At 62.6% G+C, this 18556-nt stretch carries 19 protein-coding genes; 12 read left to right on the plus strand and 7 right to left on the minus strand.

The window, feature by feature from the left end; translation table 11 throughout:
* Window positions 1-3 precede the first annotated feature (3 nt).
* Window positions 4-687 (plus strand): response regulator, encoded by a 684-nt coding sequence (locus tag NKI88_RS02665; protein WP_023672627.1) that lies wholly within the window; start codon window positions 4-6, stop codon window positions 685-687.
* Window positions 688-809: 122 nt separating this feature from the next.
* Here NKI88_RS02665 and NKI88_RS02670 read toward each other — a convergent pair whose 3' ends face one another.
* Window positions 810-2153: an ATP-binding response regulator gene (locus tag NKI88_RS02670; RefSeq protein WP_352653682.1), complete on the minus strand. Its 1344-nt coding sequence runs from the start codon at window positions 2151-2153 to the stop codon at window positions 810-812.
* 3 nt (window positions 2154-2156) lie between these two features.
* A complete protein-coding gene (locus tag NKI88_RS02675; RefSeq protein ID WP_352653838.1) occupies window positions 2157-3341 on the minus strand; it encodes an FIST N-terminal domain-containing protein in 1185 nt (394 codons plus the stop codon).
* Between the two features lie 248 nt (window positions 3342-3589).
* Here NKI88_RS02675 and NKI88_RS02680 point away from each other — a divergent pair, with 248 nt between their 5' ends.
* From NKI88_RS02680 to NKI88_RS02695, 4 genes are all read left to right on the plus strand, one after another.
* The gene (locus tag NKI88_RS02680) at window positions 3590-4090 is read left to right on the plus strand and encodes a (2Fe-2S)-binding protein (RefSeq protein WP_023681712.1); all 501 of its coding nucleotides are present in this window, start codon (window positions 3590-3592) and stop codon (window positions 4088-4090) included.
* Between the two features lie 123 nt (window positions 4091-4213).
* Window positions 4214-6559, plus strand: coding sequence for a xanthine dehydrogenase family protein molybdopterin-binding subunit (locus NKI88_RS02685; protein WP_023691066.1), 2346 nt, complete (start codon window positions 4214-4216; stop codon window positions 6557-6559).
* Window positions 6560-6685: 126 nt separating this feature from the next.
* Window positions 6686-7483: an FAD binding domain-containing protein gene (locus tag NKI88_RS02690; protein WP_023739056.1), complete on the plus strand. Its 798-nt coding sequence runs from the start codon at window positions 6686-6688 to the stop codon at window positions 7481-7483.
* A gap of 288 nt (window positions 7484-7771) precedes the next feature.
* On the plus strand, window positions 7772-8794 hold the full coding sequence (locus NKI88_RS02695; protein WP_023710723.1) for an acyltransferase family protein: 1023 nt from the start codon (window positions 7772-7774) through the stop codon (window positions 8792-8794).
* A 66-nt stretch (window positions 8795-8860) separates the two neighbouring features.
* Here NKI88_RS02695 and NKI88_RS02700 read toward each other — a convergent pair whose 3' ends face one another.
* The 5 genes from NKI88_RS02700 to NKI88_RS02720 all read right to left on the minus strand — a co-directional run bounded on the left by NKI88_RS02700 (window position 8861) and on the right by NKI88_RS02720 (window position 11793).
* Window positions 8861-9367, minus strand: a complete 507-nt coding sequence (locus NKI88_RS02700) for a GNAT family N-acetyltransferase (RefSeq protein WP_023701701.1) — start codon at window positions 9365-9367, stop codon at window positions 8861-8863.
* Window positions 9367-10122 (minus strand): copper homeostasis protein CutC, encoded by a 756-nt coding sequence (locus NKI88_RS02705; protein WP_023697648.1) that lies wholly within the window; start codon window positions 10120-10122, stop codon window positions 9367-9369. The genes NKI88_RS02700 and NKI88_RS02705 overlap by 1 nt, the downstream gene beginning before the upstream one ends.
* Before the next feature lie 114 nt (window positions 10123-10236).
* Window positions 10237-10668 carry a cupin domain-containing protein gene (locus NKI88_RS02710; RefSeq protein WP_023681708.1) on the minus strand — a complete coding sequence of 144 codons (432 nt, stop codon included), beginning with the start codon at window positions 10666-10668 and terminating at the stop codon, window positions 10237-10239.
* Window positions 10669-10745: 77 nt separating this feature from the next.
* Window positions 10746-11132, minus strand: coding sequence for a hypothetical protein (locus NKI88_RS02715; protein ID WP_023697647.1), 387 nt, complete (start codon window positions 11130-11132; stop codon window positions 10746-10748).
* A 64-nt stretch (window positions 11133-11196) separates the two neighbouring features.
* On the minus strand, window positions 11197-11793 hold the full coding sequence (locus tag NKI88_RS02720) for an alpha-ketoglutarate-dependent dioxygenase AlkB (RefSeq protein ID WP_023701700.1): 597 nt from the start codon (window positions 11791-11793) through the stop codon (window positions 11197-11199).
* A 154-nt stretch (window positions 11794-11947) separates the two neighbouring features.
* Here NKI88_RS02720 and NKI88_RS02725 point away from each other — a divergent pair, with 154 nt between their 5' ends.
* The 7 genes from NKI88_RS02725 (at window position 11948) to NKI88_RS02755 (ending at window position 18555) form a co-directional block, all read left to right on the plus strand.
* Complete coding sequence (locus tag NKI88_RS02725) at window positions 11948-12175, plus strand: KTSC domain-containing protein (protein WP_023691072.1); 228 nt, start codon at window positions 11948-11950, stop codon at window positions 12173-12175.
* Window positions 12176-12311: 136 nt separating this feature from the next.
* Window positions 12312-12692 carry a hypothetical protein gene (locus NKI88_RS02730; RefSeq protein ID WP_023697645.1) on the plus strand — a complete coding sequence of 127 codons (381 nt, stop codon included), beginning with the start codon at window positions 12312-12314 and terminating at the stop codon, window positions 12690-12692.
* Window positions 12693-13114: 422 nt separating this feature from the next.
* The gene (locus NKI88_RS02735) at window positions 13115-13942 is read left to right on the plus strand and encodes a phosphogluconate dehydrogenase C-terminal domain-containing protein (protein WP_023697644.1); all 828 of its coding nucleotides are present in this window, start codon (window positions 13115-13117) and stop codon (window positions 13940-13942) included.
* A 326-nt stretch (window positions 13943-14268) separates the two neighbouring features.
* Window positions 14269-15210, plus strand: a complete 942-nt coding sequence (locus tag NKI88_RS02740) for a D-ribose ABC transporter substrate-binding protein (protein WP_023681704.1) — start codon at window positions 14269-14271, stop codon at window positions 15208-15210.
* A gap of 95 nt (window positions 15211-15305) precedes the next feature.
* Window positions 15306-15950, plus strand: coding sequence for a DUF2291 family protein (locus tag NKI88_RS02745; protein ID WP_023688188.1), 645 nt, complete (start codon window positions 15306-15308; stop codon window positions 15948-15950).
* On the plus strand, window positions 15947-17494 hold the full coding sequence (locus tag NKI88_RS02750; protein WP_023697643.1) for a sugar ABC transporter ATP-binding protein: 1548 nt from the start codon (window positions 15947-15949) through the stop codon (window positions 17492-17494). Before NKI88_RS02745 ends, NKI88_RS02750 begins: the two co-directional genes overlap by 4 nt.
* Window positions 17491-18555, plus strand: coding sequence for an ABC transporter permease (locus tag NKI88_RS02755; protein WP_352653683.1), 1065 nt, complete (start codon window positions 17491-17493; stop codon window positions 18553-18555). The genes NKI88_RS02750 and NKI88_RS02755 overlap by 4 nt, the downstream gene beginning before the upstream one ends.
* Window position 18556: the final 1 nt, after the last annotated feature.

The raw sequence follows: 18556 nt of genomic DNA on the forward strand, positions 1-18556 counted from the left end.
ACCATGACCGCAATCAACGATCGCGCCCGGTTTCTGATCATCGACGACCATCCGCTGTTTCGCGAGGCGCTGCACAGCGCCGTGCAGATGGCGTACCCGGAAGTCGACACGGTGGAGGCGCGCTCGATTGCCGAAGCGCTCGATCTCCTGGGTGGGATAAAACCGTTCGATCTGGCGCTGCTCGATCTCAACATGCCCGATGTGCATGGCTTTGACGGGTTGCTGCAGCTGAGGACCCGCCATCCGCGGCTGCCGGTGGTCGTCGTCTCGGGCTATGAGGAGCCGAAGATCATCTCCGAGGCGCTTTCCTATGGTGCAGCCGGCTTCATCCCGAAATCGGCGCGCAAGAGCGATCTTGCGGCCGCAATCCGCTCGGTGATGGAGGGCGCGATCTATGTGCCGGAGACATATGAGGGACAGCCGCCCGACGCCGACAGCGCCGACCGCGCCGATATGGTGCAGCGGCTGGCCAAACTGACGCCGCAGCAGCTGCGCGTGCTGCAGATGCTGCGCCAGGGCCTGCTCAACAAGCAGATCGCCTACGAGCTGCAGGTCGGCGAGACCACGGTGAAGGCGCACGTCTCGGAGATCCTGCGCAAACTAAACGTCTACAGCCGCACGCAAGCGGTGATCGAGGTGTCGAAGCTGGACAATGCGGAGTTGTTCAGGGATCAGGCGGGGTTTTGATCTTTACCCTCCCCCTTGTGGGGAGGGTCGATCCGCGAAGCGGAGCGGGGTGGGGAGCTTGGCGCTACACCCCGCCCCGGCGCTGCGCGCCGACCCTCCCCATCGAGGGGAGGGTATGGGGCTCAAGCCAGCAAATGCGCCAGCAGCGCCCTTAGCTGCGCCGGTTTCAGCGGCTTGCGCATCAGTTCGATGCCGGCGGCGCGGGCGGCTTTGGCGACGGCCTCCGATCCGTCGGCGGTGACAATCAACGCCGGCACGGCGCGGCCGAGATAATCGCGCACTTCGGCTATTGTTGCGGTGCCGAGGTCGCCGTCGTCGAGATGCTGGTCGGCAATGACGATGTCGGGCACCCAGTCGGTGTCGCCAAGCAGACTGACCGCAGCCTCGGTCGAGGTCGCGGCGCGCACCAGGCACTGCCAGCGCTCGAGCAGGAACGTCATTGCCTGCAGCACGTCGGCGTCGTTTTCGACCAGCAGCACCTTGGTGCCGAACAGGCCGTAGCCGCGCGGCCGCTCCATTTCGGCAAGGCTGGCGATGGCGTCGGCGCTGGCGCCGATGCCGACCGGCACGTCGATGTGGAAGATGGTGCCGCGCCCAACCCTCGAGGAGAACGTCACGGGATGACCGAGCGCGGCGGCCATGCGCCGCACGATGGCAAGGCCCAGGCCCAGCCCGCCGCCGGAGATTCCGGTGTCGGCTGGAATGGCGGAGCCGCGATGGAACTCCTCGAACACCGCCTCGCGCTGGTCGTCGGGAATGCCGCAGCCGGTGTCGGCGACATCGATGCGGATGCTATCGCCGCGATGCCTTGTGCCGACAAGCACGCCGCCCGAAGGGGTATAGCGCAGCGCATTGGACAGGATGTTTTGCAGGATGCGGCGCAAGAGCGTGCGGTCCGAACGCACCACGGCGCTGACCGGGCGGAACTTCAGCGCCAGCCCCTTCATCTCGGCCACGGGCAGGAAATCCGATCGCAGCGAGGAAAACAGCGTCTCCAGATTGACATCGCCGATGTCGGGCTGGACCACGCCGGCATCGAGCTTGGAAATGTCGAGCAGCGTGCGCAACAGGTCTTCCATGGTCTCCAGCGAGCGCTCGACCTGACGGACAAGTTTCTTGCCCTCGTCGCTGGTCTGCACTTCGGCCAGCGCCGAGACGGAGAGGTGGGCGGCGTTCAGCGGCTGCAGCACGTCATGGCTGGCGGCGGCCAGGAACCTGGTCTTGGACAGGTTTGCCAGCTCGGCGTTTTCCTTGGCGGCGCTGAGGTCGATGTTCGACTGTTCCAGCCGGCGCAAGGTCGAGTGCAGTTCCTCGGTGCGCATGCGCACCCGGTTTTCCAGTGAAATTGCAGTCTGGAACAGCGAGAAGGCATTGCCCTGCTGGTCCATCGAGCGCTCGACGCGGCTGACCAGAGCGGCGTTGATCTTCTTCAGCCTGTCGACGTCGTCGATGTCCCTGAGCGGCATGGGCTATTCCGCCGCCTGGCGTTCGCCGAAGGCGATGCCGGTGAAAGTCTGGTTGAGGTGCATCGAACGATACTGTTCGCCATAGGTGCCGAAGCCGATGACATTGTTGACCCGGTAAAGCTCCGAAATGTCGCGGAACACCTGGCGGTTGCGGGCGTCGAGCCGGCGCAGCACGCAATCGAAGCCGAGGATCATGTCGATGCCGCCGAGCCGCTCCTCGACGTCGCGCAGTGCGGCGCGCGTCGATTCCACCATGTCCTTGGGCTGGGCGATGGACAGCACGACGCCGTCGTCGATGGCGCAGAAGAACGACAGCGAGCCGTCGGGATGCATCTTCTGGATCGAGCGGCAGTAGTATTCGCCGCCCACCTTCACCACAACGGGGTGAGAGGCGAAGCTCAGCGGCGTCAGGTTCTGCGCAACGATGCCGACCGAGGCTGCATATTCCTCGGCCGCATTGGTGGCGTTGAACTCGCGCACGGTGCGGTGGTCCGGGTCGGATGCCGTCACCACCAGCTTTTCGTCGGTGGGGATGAAATTGTCGGTCTTGAAGACGTGGAAGGGAATTTCGGTAGCAATCAACACGATGATGGCGCTGTCTGACGCCACCTTGCCGTTCGAAATCAGACTGGTGGTTTCGAATTTGAGGTCGTCGCCCGCCGAACCGCCGAGCAGCGGGATGTCGTCCAGCCCCCAATGGATGGCCGAGGTCACCGCTTCCTCGGCAAAGGACAGGCCGTCGATGAAGCAGAGCGCGAAGGTGCTTTTGGTATGGCAACAGCCGAGGCGCCCGCGCAGTAGGCGCCGCAGGGCCTCGACTTCATCAGTGATCCTGTCCATGCCCGACGAGGAGAGATTGTCGACCATGGTGCTGACCGCCGAAAACGACGCGGAGGGAAAGAGCAGCGCCAGCACATGGCCTTCCTCCAGGCCCTGGGGGGTAATCTCGCCGGCGGTCGAGCAGGCGGCGTAGGCCAGCGTCGGCGCGTGGGTCTTCAGCCCTTGCGAAAGGACGCTCGCGTCAAACAGGCTCTGGGAGAAGAACAGCAGGGCAAAGCCGGCATCGATGGCTGCGGCCTCGACGGCGACCGCCAGGGCGAATGCATCGGCGTCGGGCTCGTCGGTGGTGAGCGCCGACAGACCGGATGCATAGCTCGTCCGTGAACTGGCCAGAGGCTTCCTCCCGATATCCTCCGACGCTTCCTGCGCGCGCCCGTTTTATGTCTCTCGGCGCGCTGGCGTCGAGGGCATTGTTGCCCCCTATTCGCTCTTTGGCAATGGGGCGGACAGGCCCATGATTTTCGTTTTCTCCATGACCGAAAGTACAATGAGCGCCGTGTGTTTTTTGCGCTTTGTGCAGTGTACCAATAGCGCATGGCCGAGCGCCAAAGCCGCATCGGCAGCATGACTACCAAGGTCATACCCAGGGAGGATGCATGTCGGACGTTTCGTTTGTCGTGAACGGAAAACGGATCAGCGGCGCTGCCGAGGACCGAACGCTTCTGGTTCATTTCCTGCGCGAAAATCTTGGTCTCACCGGAACGCATGTCGGTTGTGACACCTCTCAATGCGGCGCCTGCGTCGTGCATGTCGACGGCAAGGCGGTGAAGTCCTGTTCGATGCTGGCCGTGCAGGCCTCCGGGTCGACCGTGGTGACGATCGAAGGGCTTGCCAATGGCGGCGACCTGCATCCGATGCAGGCCGCGTTCAAGGAACATCATGGGCTGCAATGCGGCTTCTGCACGCCGGGCATGATCATGACGGCGACCGACATGATCGCGCGCCATCCCGAAGGCCTTGACGAGGCGACGGTGCGCGCCGAGCTCGAAGGCAACATCTGCCGCTGCACCGGCTACCACAACATCGTCAAGGCGATCCTCGCCGCATCGCAGACGATGGCGAAGGTGCCGAAGGGCAGGGCGAAACAGGCAGCGTAAGAAAGAAGCGAGTAGTGAATAGTGAATAGCGAGTAGTCGGTTTAGCCGAACCGCTCCGAGCACAATTCCCTACTCACTGTTCACTATTCGCTACTCACTATTCGCTATTCCGGAGGAATTCCTATGGGCATTGAAGGCATCGGCGCTCGGGTCGTGCGCAAGGAAGACAAACGGTTCATCACCGGCGCCGGCCGCTATGTCGACGACATGGTGGTTCCCGGCATGAAGCATGCCGCTTTCGTGCGCAGCCCGCACGCGCATGCTCAGATCAAGAAGATCGACGTCAGACGAGCGCAGGCGATGCCCGGCGTCATCGGCGTCTTGACCGGCAAGGAGCTCAAGGCCGACGGCATCGGCAACCTGATCTGCGGCTGGATGATCCATTCCAAGGACGGCTCGCCGATGAAGATGGGCGCGTGGTCGCCGCTGGCCGTCGACAAGGTGCGCTATGTCGGCGACGCGGTCGTCATCGTGGTGGCGGAAACCAAGGGCCAGGCCCGCGACGCGGCCGAAGCGGTCGAGATCACCTACAAGGAATTGAAGGCGGTGGTCGATGCCACCAAGGCGCTGCAAAAAGGTGCGCCGCAGGTCCATGCCGAAGCCGAGGACAATCTTATCTTCGACTGGGAGATCGGCGATGCCAAGGCGACCGACGCGGCGATCCAGGCGGCGGCCCATGTCACCCGCATGAAGATCGTCAACAACCGGCTGGTTCCCAACGCCATGGAGCCGCGCGCGGCCCTTGGCCATTACGACAAGGCCGAGGACCATTTTACCTGCTGGACGACGTCGCAGAACCCGCATGTCGCGCGGCTGGTGATGAGCGCCTTCTACAATGTCGCACCGGAAAACAAGCTGCGCGTCATTGCGCCCGATGTCGGCGGCGGCTTCGGCTCGAAGATCTACATCTATCCCGAAGAGATCGTCTGCCTTTGGGCGTCGAAGAAGACCGGCGTGCCGGTCAAATGGGTCGCCGACCGCACCGAAAGCTTCCTCACCGACGCACATGGCCGCGACCATGTCTCGACGGTCGAAATGGCGTTCGACCAGAACAACAAGATCACCGGCTTCAAAGTCGACACCATCGCCAATCTCGGCGCCTACATGTCGCTGTTCTCGTCTTGCGTGCCGACCTATCTCTACGCGACGCTGCTGTCGGGCCAGTACAACATCCCGACGATCCACGCCAATGTGCGCACCGTCTACACCAACACGGCACCCGTCGATGCCTATCGCGGGGCAGGGCGGCCGGAAGCCACGTATCTGCTCGAACGGACAATGGAGACCGCCGCGCGTGAACTTGGGGTCTCTCCGGCGGAGTTGCGGCGCATCAATTTCATCACCGAGTTTCCGCACCAGACGCCGGTCATCATGAACTATGACGCCGGCGACTATGGAGCTTCACTCGATGCGGCGACACAGGCGTCCGACTATGCCGGCTTTGCCAAGCGCAAAGCGGCGGCCGGCAGCCAGGGCAGACTGCGCGGCATCGGCATGAGCTGCTATATCGAGGCCTGCGGCATCGCGCCGTCGGCGGCGGTCGGTTCGCTCGGCGCCGGCGTCGGTCTGTGGGAATCCGCCGAAGTGCGGGTCAATGCCGTCGGCACGATCGAGGTGCTGACCGGCTCGCACAGCCATGGCCAGGGCCATGAGACGACCTTCGCGCAACTCGTCAACCAGCGTTTTGGCGTGCCACTGGACTCGGTCTCGATCGTCCATGGAGATACCGACAAGGTGCAGATGGGTATGGGCACCTACGGCTCGCGCTCGGGCGCGGTCGGCATGTCGGCAATTGCCAAGGCGCTCGACAAGGTCGAGGCCAAGGCCAAGAAAATCGCCGCCCATCTGCTCGAGGCCGACGAGGGCGACATCGTCATCGAGAATGGCGAGGTCAAGGTTGCCGGCACCGACAAGAGCCTGCCCTGGTTCCAGGTGGCGCTTGCCGCCTACACCGCTCACAATCTGCCGGCAGGCATGGAGCCGGGACTGAAGGAAACAGCCTTCTACGATCCGGCGAACTTCACTTTCCCGGCGGGCTGCTACATCTGCGAGGTCGAGATCGATCCGGAAACCGGCACGACCGAGATCGTCCAGTTCGTCGCGGCGGACGATTTCGGCAACATCATCAACCCGATGATCGTCGAGGGTCAGGTGCATGGCGGCATCGCCCAGGGCATCGGCCAGGCGCTGCTGGAAGGCGCGCACTATGACGATAGCGGGCAGCTGCTGACGGCGAGCTACATGGACTACACCATGCCGCGCGCGGACGACCTGCCGTCATTCAAGGTCTCGACGTCGAACACGCCGTGTCCGAGCAATCCGCTCGGCATCAAGGGCTGTGGCGAGGCCGGCGCCATCGGCTCGCCGCCGGCGGTCATCAACGCCATCACCGACGCTTTGGGGATTGTGGACATCGCCATGCCGGCCTCGCCGTCGAAGGTGTGGGCGGCGATTAGGGCGAAGAAATGAGTGAGTAGGGAGAAGTGAGTAGGGAATGGGCATTACCGGAGATGACAGCGTCCCTATTCCCTATTCCCTACTCCCTACTCCCTACTCACTACTCACTACTGCCTAACCACTTCAAGGGAGGATCCCATGTACGCAGTCAACTACCACCGCGCCGCCTCGGTCGCCGACGCCGCCAAGCTGGTGAAGAGCGGCGACGCCAGGCTTTTGTCAGGCGGCATGACGCTGATCCCGGCGATGAAGACGCGGCTCGCCGCACCGTCCGACCTGATCGACCTGTCGCGGATCAGGGAGCTGCAAGGCGTCAAGGTGTCGGGCAAGACCGTCACCATCGGCGCCGCCACAACCCATTACGACGTCGCCAATGACGAGAAGCTGCGGAAGGCCTGTCCGGCGCTTGCGCACCTTGCGTCGCTGATTGGCGATCCGGCGGTGCGCCACAAGGGCACGATCGGCGGCTCGGTCGCCAACAACGACCCAGCCGCCGATTATCCGGCGGCGCTCTTGGCGCTGGGCGCCACCATCGTCACCAACAAGCGCGAGATTTCAGCCGCGAAATTCTTCACCGGCCTGTTCGAAACGGCGCTGAAAGAAGGCGAGATCATCACCGCGGTGAGTTTTACCGCGCCGGCCAAGGCTGCTTACGAAAAATTCCGCAACCCGGCCTCGCGCTATGCGATCGTCGGCGTGTTCGTGGCAAAGGGCAAGGACGGGGTCAGCGTTGCCGTTACCGGCGCCGGCGATGACGGTGTGTTCCGCTCGAAGGAGATCGAAGCAGCACTGGCGAAGAATTTTGCCGCATCGGCGCTCGACGGCGTGAAAGTGCCGGCGAAGAATTTGATGACCGACCTCCACGCTTCGGCCGAATACCGTGCCAATTTGATCGCCGTGATGGCCAAGCGCGCGGTGGCGGCAGCCAACGCCTGACATCATAAAGCTACTGACAAGGAAAGGGGCCATCGCGGCCCCTTTGTTCGTCTGTGGCGGGCTGTAACTGCCCAGTCCTTGCGGGTTCGCTGCCACGCGCAAATCCGTTGTTTCAGGTAATTCCCGTGCAAGAACAGGCGCATACTTCCCAAGGGACTGCCCAGCCCCATTCTCGCACTTGCACAATCTGATATTGCACTGCAATATGTATAGCTTGGCGGAACACGGGGTGGATTCTGCGCGCGGCGGTGTGAGCTGCGCCAAGATCTTGCGTCGTAGAGGATCGGCATGGCCGACATCTCCGCAGCGTCTGTTGCCCTGCCGCGGGCCACAGCCGACAAAGCAGCCAGAGCAAGACTGGCCTATCTCGATGGTTGGCGCGGGCTTTCGATCGCACTGGTGCTGATCGGCCATTTCTTCCCCGTTCCCGGGATCAATCTCGGCGTGCTCGGCGTCGAGTTCTTCTTCGTGCTCTCAGGCCGGCTGATGGGCGAGATACTGTTCATCGAACGCTTTCCGCTGAAAAAATTCTTCAAGCGCCGCTTTTCGCGCATCTATCCCGCGCTGCTGGTGTTCGTGACATCAGCCATGATCGGGCTCTCCGGCACCTTTATCGGCTTCAAATGGAAGGCGGCGCTGACGGCGCTGACATTCACCTACAACTATGCCGGAATTCTCATCACCCGCGCCGGCGCGCTCGACCACATCTGGTCGCTATGCGTGGAAGAGCATGCCTACATCATCCTGGCGCTGATCAGCGTGGTGGTGACCGGGCGGGGTAATGTCGTTCGGCTGCTGGTGACGCTGTCGCTGCTGGCGATGGCCAATGGCGCCATTTCGTACTGGGCACTCGGCATGGATTACGAGCACAGCTATTGGCGCACCGATGTGCATATCGCCTCGATCCTGCTGTCGGCATCGATCTGCCTGCTCAAGCACGATGATCGGCTGCCGGCATTCCTGAAGAGCCCCTATGTCAGCCTCGTGTCGGCGGCGGCGGCTATATTGCTGTTCCTCGATCCGGTGCCGACGCCGATCCATTACCTACTGGCGGTGCCGTTGCTGGCGCTTGCCGTGAATACGCTGGACACCAGCAACTGGCATCTTACCGGCCTGCTTTCATCCAGGCCGATGGTGATGATCGGGCTATGGTCGTACTCGCTCTATCTCTGGCAACAGCCCTTCTACAAATTCGTCGCCGAGCAGGGCAGTGCGCCGATCCCGATGCTGGCGGCTGTCTTCGCCTGTGCACTATGCAGCTACTATCTGGTCGAGAAGCCCGCGCGGGCCTGGCTGAACCGGAATTGGTGAGGGCTACGGACTCCTAATCTTATGCTGCCGCGACGATCTGCTTGCCGATCATCAGCCAGCGACCCATCAGCCGGCGATCTCCTTGAGGTAGTAGCGCACCGCCTTCTTGCCGCCATGGATCACCGCGTCGCCGACCTCGGCGAAGCCAAGCGCGGCATGGAAGGCGTCCGAAGCCGGATTGGGAGGTTCGGCATTCACCTCGCAGGTGACGATGCTGTGGCCCGCGCGGGCGACTTCCCCGAACAGATCCTCGTAGAGCCGGCGGGCATGGCCGCGGCCGCGCGCTTGCGCCGCGACGACGACGCGGTCGACATAGACGAAGCGTGGATAGCGCTCGCGGAACCAGAGGAAATTCGGGCTGTCGTAGGCCGCATTCTGGTCGAAGGTCATGATGAAGGCTTCGAGCGTGCCGATGCGCCTGACGTAAAACGCTTCGCCAAGCAGGAAGGACAGCCGTTCGGGCTCGAGCCATGACAGTTCGGCGGCGTGCTCATTGTTGAGTGCGAGGATGGCCGCTTCGTCCTGAGGCGAGACACGGCTGATCGGCGACGGCCCAGTCACGGCTTCGCTCATCATGCTCTGGCCGCCGCAATCGTCGCGGCAACCAGCGCCCCATCGGTGACTGTGGTGCGGTATTCGCGGTCGAGATCGCCGCCGCCCATGCCGACTTGCGGGTTGCGGTAGGCCATGGCGCTCGGTACATCCTTGAGCGCGGCGAAGTGCATTTCCGTCAGCCCGGTTGATGCCAGCACCCCGGCGATGTTTTCGGGGTCCAGCGCGCCGCAGCCGAGGATGATGATGCGGCCGTCGGCCTGGCGGACGAGATCCGCCAACAGGCCGGCGCCTTCCACCGCGGTGTCCCTCTGGCCGCTGGTCAGCACGCGGCCGACCTTGCAGCGGATCAGCGCTTCCAGCGCCTCGGCCGGGTCGCGGGTCATGTCGAAGGCGCGGTGGCAGGTGACGGCGAGCGGACCGGCGGCATGGACCAGCGCGCCCATGCGGGTTTCATCGATGGTGCCGTCGGCATCGAGGCAACCGACAACGACGCCGGCGACGCCGAGGTCACGAAGCGCTGCGACATCGGCGAGCATCGAGCTGTATTCGGCCTCGCTGTAGAGGAAATCGCCGCCGCGCGGCCGCACGATGACATGGAAGGGAATTGTCGCGCTCTCGAGTGCGGCGCGCACCGTGCCGAGGCTGGGCGTGATGCCGCCTTCGACCAGGCTGGCGCAGAGCTCGACCCGGTCGGCGCCGGCGGCCTGCGCAGCCAGCAGTCCATCGATGCCTTCGACGCAGATTTCGATCAGGGGGCGAGCATTTCCGACCAAGGGGCGATCCTTTATGATTGCATGACGGCCAGCCCTAGCATCGGCTCGGTTGGTGGGGAAGCCGGAACAGCCAGTCGCTGCTTGGGCCAGCCCGGCAACCCGGCCGATCCGCAATTACTGGCGCAGCACCGTGTTCTTGGCGCCTTGTTCGACCTGGTCGATGACCAGCAGCTTGACCGGGCCGTCGCCGATGTTGGTGGCCTGGTGCCACTGGCCGATCATCTCGATGATGAAATCGCCCGTCTTGTAGGTGTTGCTGTTGCCGGTCTCGACATTCGTCACTTTGAGTGTCCCGGCCTCGACATAGGCGTAGCGGGCAAACGGGTGCTTGTGCACCGGCAGAGTGGCACCGACCGCAATGTCATAGGTTGAAACCAGGACCTGGACATTTTTCTGCGGCAGCACGATCGGCTGGCCGGACGCCGTCTGGCTGCGATCGGCAAGCGGTGTGACGACAACCGGCGGGATGGTACTGTCCAGCGCCCGAGCGGGGTTTGCAGATAGCGCTGCCGCGAACAGCAGCATCGATGCCAGGATCTTTCGCATGGTTCCTCCAGGTTTTACCGCCACCGCGCGGCGCGACGCCAAAGTTCTAACTCTCGTCAGTTACTGGAGACACAACGTCATCCGCCGGTGCCGTCGTCCATCATCGTATTCGTGAGCGCTTCATAGATGTTGCTGCATACCTGAGACCGCGGACAGTGTTTTACGATGAATGCCGGCACGACAGTCAGTGCGGCGGCGATCAGGATTTGCAGGAAGAGAGGAGCAGGCTCGAAGCGTTTGCCAAACAAGGCTCGGCAAGCGAAGTAGAGACTTTGAGCCAGGCACGCCCAGACAAGGACATGCAACAGCGTGCTCGTTGCTCTTGCATAGGGCGTTATGTATCCGTCGGGAAAGCCGACCATGCCAAGGTCGACGAGCCACTGCAGAGCCAGCAGGCAGGACAGGCATGCCCACAGAAAGGGCGCTACGCGGGTAACTAAAATTCTGCTGCGGTCAACGCTCATGTGCAATCGAAGCACAACAGCGCTCGGCCTTCCAGAGCGGCTGCTGCGTGGCTTGGAGTATCGCCTATTTAAGAGTGCGCAGCGTGATGGAGTAGCGGTGACCGGCGACCGGCGGAATGCTGTGCTCCCACTCGTGGCGCGCCGGACCGTCCATGAGATAGAGGGACCTCGGTTCGACCTCGATCGTCTCGCGATCCCATTTGGAGCCGTTTTTGCGGCGCAGCCGAAAGCTGCAGGGCGCCAGCAGCGAGACGCCGGCGACGAGATCGAAATGCGGCTTGTCGCGATGCCAACCTATGCCCGCGCCCGGCGGATACTCGTTGATGAGCACTTGGGCGAATTCCGTGGCCTGCCTGCCGGCAAAATCCGCGACCTTGTCGCGAAGCGGCAGCAGGAATTTCGGGATGGGCGGCGCTTCGACGACCTGGCGCCGGTCGTAGTCATAGCGCCAGCCGAAGCCGGCGACCTGCCGGTTGGCAATATGGCCATGGAAATCGAACGGCTTGAAGGACAGTTCATTGAGGTGACGGACCAGTTCCGCCTCTTCGTCCGTTGTGATCAGGCCCGGCCGGTAGGAAAATCCTTCCGGCAGCGTGTCGGCCGCGCCGAAGAGATCGCCCTGGCTGGCATACGCTGTTGTGCTGGATTTCGTCTGTGCCATCTGACGGAGAGATAGGAAGCCTCGCCGCCTGGGCAAGATTTTCGGCGTTGTGATGCGCCTCCCTGACGGAACCTCCGCATCGTTGCGGCATTACGCATTTTCGAAGCAGGATCTGGGGCGAAGCAAGATTTTGGGACGAAGCAGGATTTTCGACATGCCGTCCACTGCCATCCGCAACACCCATTACGACCCGTCGACGAAAATCCTCTCGGTCTGGTTCGTTCCAAGCGGAGCCCGCTACGACTATGAAGAGGTCGAGCCTGAGACCTATGCGGCGTTCCGGGCCGCCTTCTCGAAAGGGCAATTTTTCAACGAGTTCGTGCGCGACCGCTACCGGTTTCACTTGGTTGAAGAAGGGCGTCCGCGAGCAACCGGGTTCTGAAGGTGCGGTGATCCGTATAAGGTCGCGAACCCCAATTGCTTTTCAAATTGACTTGTTTCAACCTGCTTTGTGGGGACGGACAATGCCGTGGTCGAGATGGCCGTAACATTGGGGGAGGCAGCTTTTGAAATGCATATTGATTATACTCGGCGTGGTAGGTGTCCTGTCTTCCGCTGCGTCTGCAAAAGATAATCGACAACACATCGACCCTGCCTATCAAAAAAACATCAACTATCTGGCCGGGCTGTCCGACGCCCAGTTGAAATTGGTCGTAACATGGTCAGCTAACGTCATCGCCGTTACGACGCGATGCCCGGCGCTGCAGCTGACTCCAGACGGAAAATCCAAAATAACGGCGATATACATCTTGTACGATGTGCAAGATAAACACCTGATACCCAATCCCCCCGAATTCAAGAGAGCCATCAGGTTTTATGAAGGCGCTTACCGCACGGCGGCGCAACGCACGGACAGCTGTCGGGCGGAGAAAGCCAAGGACCCGGGAAGCTACCGGTAAATAGTTGTCGGCATGATCGACTAGAAGTGATTTGGCTCGCCGGAACCCCGGCGAAGCGCGAATTCTCTATAGCCCCTTCGCCAAATCGCCGTGAGAACTCACGGCCCGAAAACGCGACCGGACCGCGCGGACGCGCTTCGCCTTGCTGGTGACGCCCCCACCGTCACTTCGCAACCGAGCCCCCGAGAAAATGGACCTGGAGGCTTCTAGCGCGGGCATCGATTGTCTGGAAAGGCAACGGCGCTCTGGCTTGGTTGAATTATCGGCCGCCACCGCGGAAATCGTGCGGACGGAAGCCAAACGGCGACTGCATAGCCGCTCATCAAAGCCCTGTTCAACTCCTCAATTCGTGGTAAGGTGATTATACCAGTTAATAACATGACGATCGGCGCGGCCGTCGTTCAAAGCGGGAGTAGGGATAGATGACGACGATTGCGCTGTTCGGTGCCGGCGGCAAAATGGGTTACCGCCTGTCGACCAATTTTCGCGGATCGCCCTACACGGTACGCCATGTCGAGGTCAGCGAGGCCGGCCGCGATCGGCTGAAGACCGGACTGGGCTTCGACGCGGTCAGTGCCGATGCGGCGCTGGACGGGGCGGATATCGTCATCCTGGCCGTTCCCGACACGCATATCGGCAAGGTGGCGGCTGATATCGAGAGCAAGCTCGCGCCTGGCACGATGGTGATAGTGCTCGACGCGGCCGCACCCTTCGCCGGCCATCTGCCCAACCGGCCGGACCTGACCTATTTCGTCACCCATCCCTGTCATCCGCCGATCTTCAACGACGAGACCGACATGGCGGCCAAGAAGGATTATTTTGGCGGCGTCAAGGCCAAGCAGCATATGGTCAGCGCGCTGATGCAGGGGCCGGAAGCGGACTACGCCAAGGGCGAGGCGGTCGCAAAAATCATCTGGGCGCCGGTCATGCGCTCGCACCGTGTCACCGTCGAACAGATGGCGCTGCTGGAGCCCGGTCTATCGGAGACGGTGTGCGCGTCACTGCTTGTCGTCATGAAGGAAGCCGTCGACGAGGTCGTCGCGCGAGGCGTCGACCAACAGGCGGCGCTCGATTTCCTGCTCGGCCACATGAACGTGCTCGGCGCCGTGATTTTCGGCGAGACCAAGGGCGTATTCTCGGATGCCTGCAACAAGGCGATCGAATTCGGCAAGCCGGTGCTGATGCGCGACGACTGGAAGCGGGTGTTCGAGCCGGAAGAGATCGCCGCGAGCATTCGGCGCATTACCTGAGACAGGCCGAGTCGGGGGGCTTGCCGGAGCGCCTCGATGGCTCGACACACCCGCCATGACGCCCAGATGTTTTTGCTCGGTGGGCACACGTCACCTCAATTCATGATTGACTCATCATACCAGTTGGCTTAGCTGTTGATGGCTTGAGCAAGGGTCCGCGGGAAGTACGAAGCCTGGGCGAGTGGAGGGACGGCGGGGGAGCAGCGATCGTTTGGGAAGCCGGCAACGGCATTTCAGCCCGAACCGATCGGCGGCCCGCGCTGCGCGACGAATTCGAATGCAGAGGCCTTGATTGATCAAGGCAATTTTTCAAACGGGAGGACATCATGAAACTCACACGCAGAATGACACTTGCGGCGTTCGCCGGCATGCTGGCGCTTGGCACGGCGGTACCCGCCTATGCGGCCGACCTCATTGCCATCATCACGCCCTCGCACGACAATCCGTTCTTCAAGGCGGAAGCCGTCGGCGCCGAAGCCAAGGCCAAGGAACTCGGCTACGAAGCGCTTGTGCTCGTCCATGACGACGATGCCAACAAGCAGTCCGAATTGATCGACACCGCGATCGGTCGCGGCGCCAAGGCGATCATCCTCGACAATGCCGGCGCCGACGCCACTGTCGCTGCCGTGCAGAAGGCCAAGGACGCGGGCGTGCCGTCGTTCCTGATCGATCGCGAGATCAACGCCACCGGCGTCGCCGTGGCTCAGATCGTCTCCAACAACTACCAGGGCGCCCAGCTCGGCGCGCAGGAGTTCGTCAAGCTGATGGGCGAGAAGGGCAATTTCGTCGAGCTGGTCGGCAAGGAATCCGACACCAATGCCGGCATTCGCTCGAAGGGCTATCATGACGTCATCGACGATTATCCGGATCTGAAGATGGTCGCCCAGCAATCGGCCAACTGGAGCCAGACGGAAGCCTATTCCAAGATGGAATCGATCCTGCAGGCCAACCCGGATATCAAGGGCGTCATCTCCGGCAACGACACCATGGCGATGGGCGCGTATGCGGCGCTGGTTGCGGCGAACCGCAAGGACGTCATCGTCGTTGGCTTCGACGGATCCAACGACGTGCGCGACTCCATCACCGCGGGCGGCATCAAGGCAACCGTCCTGCAGCCGGCCTATGCGCAGGCGCAGATGGCGGTCGAGCAGGCCAACGACTTCATCAAGAACAAGAAGTCGCCGGCCAAGGAAAAGCAGCTGATGGACTGCGTCTTGGTCAATGGTGACAATGCTGCCAAGCTGGAAACGTTTGCGCTGACCAACTGAGCCGGCGTGACATGAATAGCGAGGGGCGACCCAAGGGTCGTCCCTCGTCGCCATTTTCCGTGGGTGCTGACCACCATGCTGAACAACAAACCATCATGCTGAACAACAAGCCGAACTGGCCGATCCTTGTCGTTGCAGTCGGCATCAGCCTGACCGCCTGCAAGATCCTGCCGACGCCCTCGGGGGACAGCGGCAGCGCCGCCGCCTTCAATCCGGACAAGATGGTCGAGGAGATATGGGCGGCGAAGGTCGTGCCTTACCTCCAGCAGAAAGCCGGGCCGTTTGCCGAAGTCCACGCTCTGGCGAAAACCGATCCTGCTTCCGCCGGCGCCAAATATGGCAATCCGAAGAAGCAGGCGAATTCGCCATGGACCTTCGCGGTTCGCGTCGAGGGCAAGATCATCGCCGCCAACACGCAGTCGCGGGCAGCGACCATGGATGTCGATGTCGACGGCGACGGCAAGGCCGATGCGCGGGTACAGATCGGACCGGCGATGCGCGGAACCGCGCTGCGCGACAGCCTCGATTTCATCCAGTTCAACGATTTTACCAACCAGATCGACTTCGCCCAGTTCGGCAAGGCGTTCAACGCCTATGCCGTCAAGGCCGTGCTTGCCAAACTGCCGCGTGACGCCTTGGAGGGCCGGACCGCCAAGGTCCTCGGCGCCTATACGCTCGAAAACGGCCAGGACCTGCCGCTGGTGACGCCGGCGGAGGCAGAAATCGGGCCGAAGCCATGAGCGCTGCGGTTGCTCACGATGTCATCCTGAAACTGGAGGACGTCTGCAAGGTCTATTCCGGCACCGTCGCGGTCAAGCGCGCGAATTTCGAGGTGCGCAAGGGCGCCGTCAATGTGCTGGTCGGCGAAAACGGCGCCGGCAAATCGACGCTGATGAAGATCATCGCCGGCGTCGAACAGCCGACGCTCGGCCGGATCCTCCTGGAAGGGGAGGAGGTCTCCTTCTCGTCATCGGGCGACGCGGTGAACCGCGGCATCGGCATGGTGTTCCAGGAGCTGAACCTGTTTGGCAATATGACCGTCGCCGAGAACATCTTCGCCACGCGCGAGATCACCAACCGGTTCCGCAAGATCGACCGCAAGGAGCAGGAGCGTCGCGCGGCGCAATTTCTCGAACGCCTGCAGGCCGGGATAAGGCCCGACATGCTGGTCGAGGATCTGCGCATCGGCCAGCAGCAGCTGGTCGAGATCGCCAAGGCGGTTTCGCTCGATGCGCGCATCCTGATCATGGACGAGCCGACCTCGGCGCTCAGTGCGGCGGAAGTCGAGATCCTGTTCAAGGTGATCGCCGACCTCAAGGCGCGCGGCGTGGCGATCGTCTACATCTCGCACCGGCTGGAAGAACTGATCCGCATCGGCGACTACATCACCGTGCTGCGCGATGGGCACATCACCGGCCAGGAGGAGATGAAGAACGTCGACACCCGGTGGATCGTGCGGCAGATGATCGGCTCCGACGCCAAGGATTTCGCCAAGGCCGACGGCCATGTTCCTGGCGAAGAGATATTCCGCGCCGAGGACATCTGCCTGCCGCGCGCGACCGGCGGGCTGGCGGTCGATCACGTCTCGCTGTCGCTGCGCGCCGGCGAGATCCTCGGCATATACGGCCTGATGGGCGCCGGGCGGAGCGAGCTGTTCGACTGCATCATGGGCCGCCATGGCCAGGCGACCGGCGCGATCTTCATCGCCGGCAAAAAGGTCAAGGAGCGCGACACGACGCGGCGTATCCGGCGCGGGCTGGCGCTGATCCCCGAAGACCGCCAACGCGAAGGGCTGGTGTCGATCCTCTCCGTCGCCAGCAATCTGACACTGGCCAGCCTGTCGCGGTTCGTGCGCATGTTCCACATTCGTGGCGGCCAGGAGAAGCAGGCGGTGACGCAGATGGTGCGGGAACTGGCGATCAAGGTCGCCGACCCGGCGCAGGAGGTCTCGTCGCTGTCGGGCGGCAACCAGCAAAAGGTGGTGATCGGCAAGGCGCTGCTCACCGGGCCGAAGGTGCTGCTGATGGACGAGCCGAGCCGTGGCATCGATGTCGGCGCCAAGGCCGACGTCTTCCGCACCATGCGCAAACTGTCGCGCGACGGATTGGGTATTCTGTTCGCCACCTCCGATCTCGATGAGGTGATGGCGCTGTCCGATCGCATCGCGGTGATGAGCAACGGAAAACTGACCGGCATGTTCGATCGCGCCGAGGCGACGGAGGCAGCCCTTGTCGCCGCCTCGGCACTTGGCCACGGACCGGCCCCGCACACGGAGAACCCATGACTGACATCCCGGCCAAGGCGGCTGCCCCCTCCGTCTCGAGCGGCTCGCTGCTGCTGACGCTGATGAAGGCGAGGACCTTCATCGCGCTGATCGCCGTCTTGATCTTCTTCTCGATCGCGGCGCCGAATTTCCTGTCGACCGCCAACCTGATCCTGATGTCGAAACATGTGGCGCTGAACGCCTTCCTCGCCATGGGCATGACCTTCGTCATCATCACCGGCGGCATCGACCTGTCGGTCGGCTCGATCGTCGGCCTGTGCGGCATGGTCGCCGGCTACCTCGTGCTGAACGGCATCGACCTGCAATTCGGCTACACTATCTATTTCAACGTCGTCGAGATCGCGCTGATCACGCTGGCGGTTGGCATCCTGATCGGCGCCGTCAACGGATTGCTGATCACCAGGCTGAACGTCGCGCCGTTCATCGCCACGCTTGGCGTGCTCTATGTCGCGCGCGGCCTGGCGTTGCTGTCGTCGGACGGCCGCACCTTCCCCAACCTGGTCGGCAAGCCGGAGCTTGGCACCACCGGGTTTGGTTTCCTCGGCGCCGGGCGGCTGCTCGGCCTGCCGGTGGCGATCTGGATCCTGATCGTCGTTGCGCTGGTTGCGGCATATCTCGCCAAATACACGCCGCTCGGCCGCCACATCTTCGCCGTCGGCGGCAATGAACGGGCGTCGCGAATTTCGGGCGTTCGTGTCAACATGGTGAAAATGTTCGTCTACATGTTCTCCGGCTTCTGCGCGGCGATCGTCGGCCTGATCATCTCGTCGGAACTGATGGCCTCGCACCCGGCAACGGGCGAAAGTTTCGAGCTCAACGCCATCGCGGCGGCAGTGCTCGGCGGCACCTCGATGTCGGGTGGGCGCGGCACGATCGGCGGCACCATTGTCGGCGCCTTCGTCATCGGCATTCTTTCGGACGGGTTGGTGATGATGGGCGTGAGTTCCTTCTGGCAGATGGTGATCAAGGGCCTTGTCATCATCGTCGCCGTCGTCGTCGACCAAGCGCAGCGCCGGCTGCAGAGCCGGGTGACGCTGATGCAGATGGCAAAGGCAGGCTGAG

It is taken from the genome of Mesorhizobium sp. M0317, assembly GCF_040321555.1.
Classification (GTDB): domain Bacteria; phylum Pseudomonadota; class Alphaproteobacteria; order Rhizobiales; family Rhizobiaceae; genus Mesorhizobium.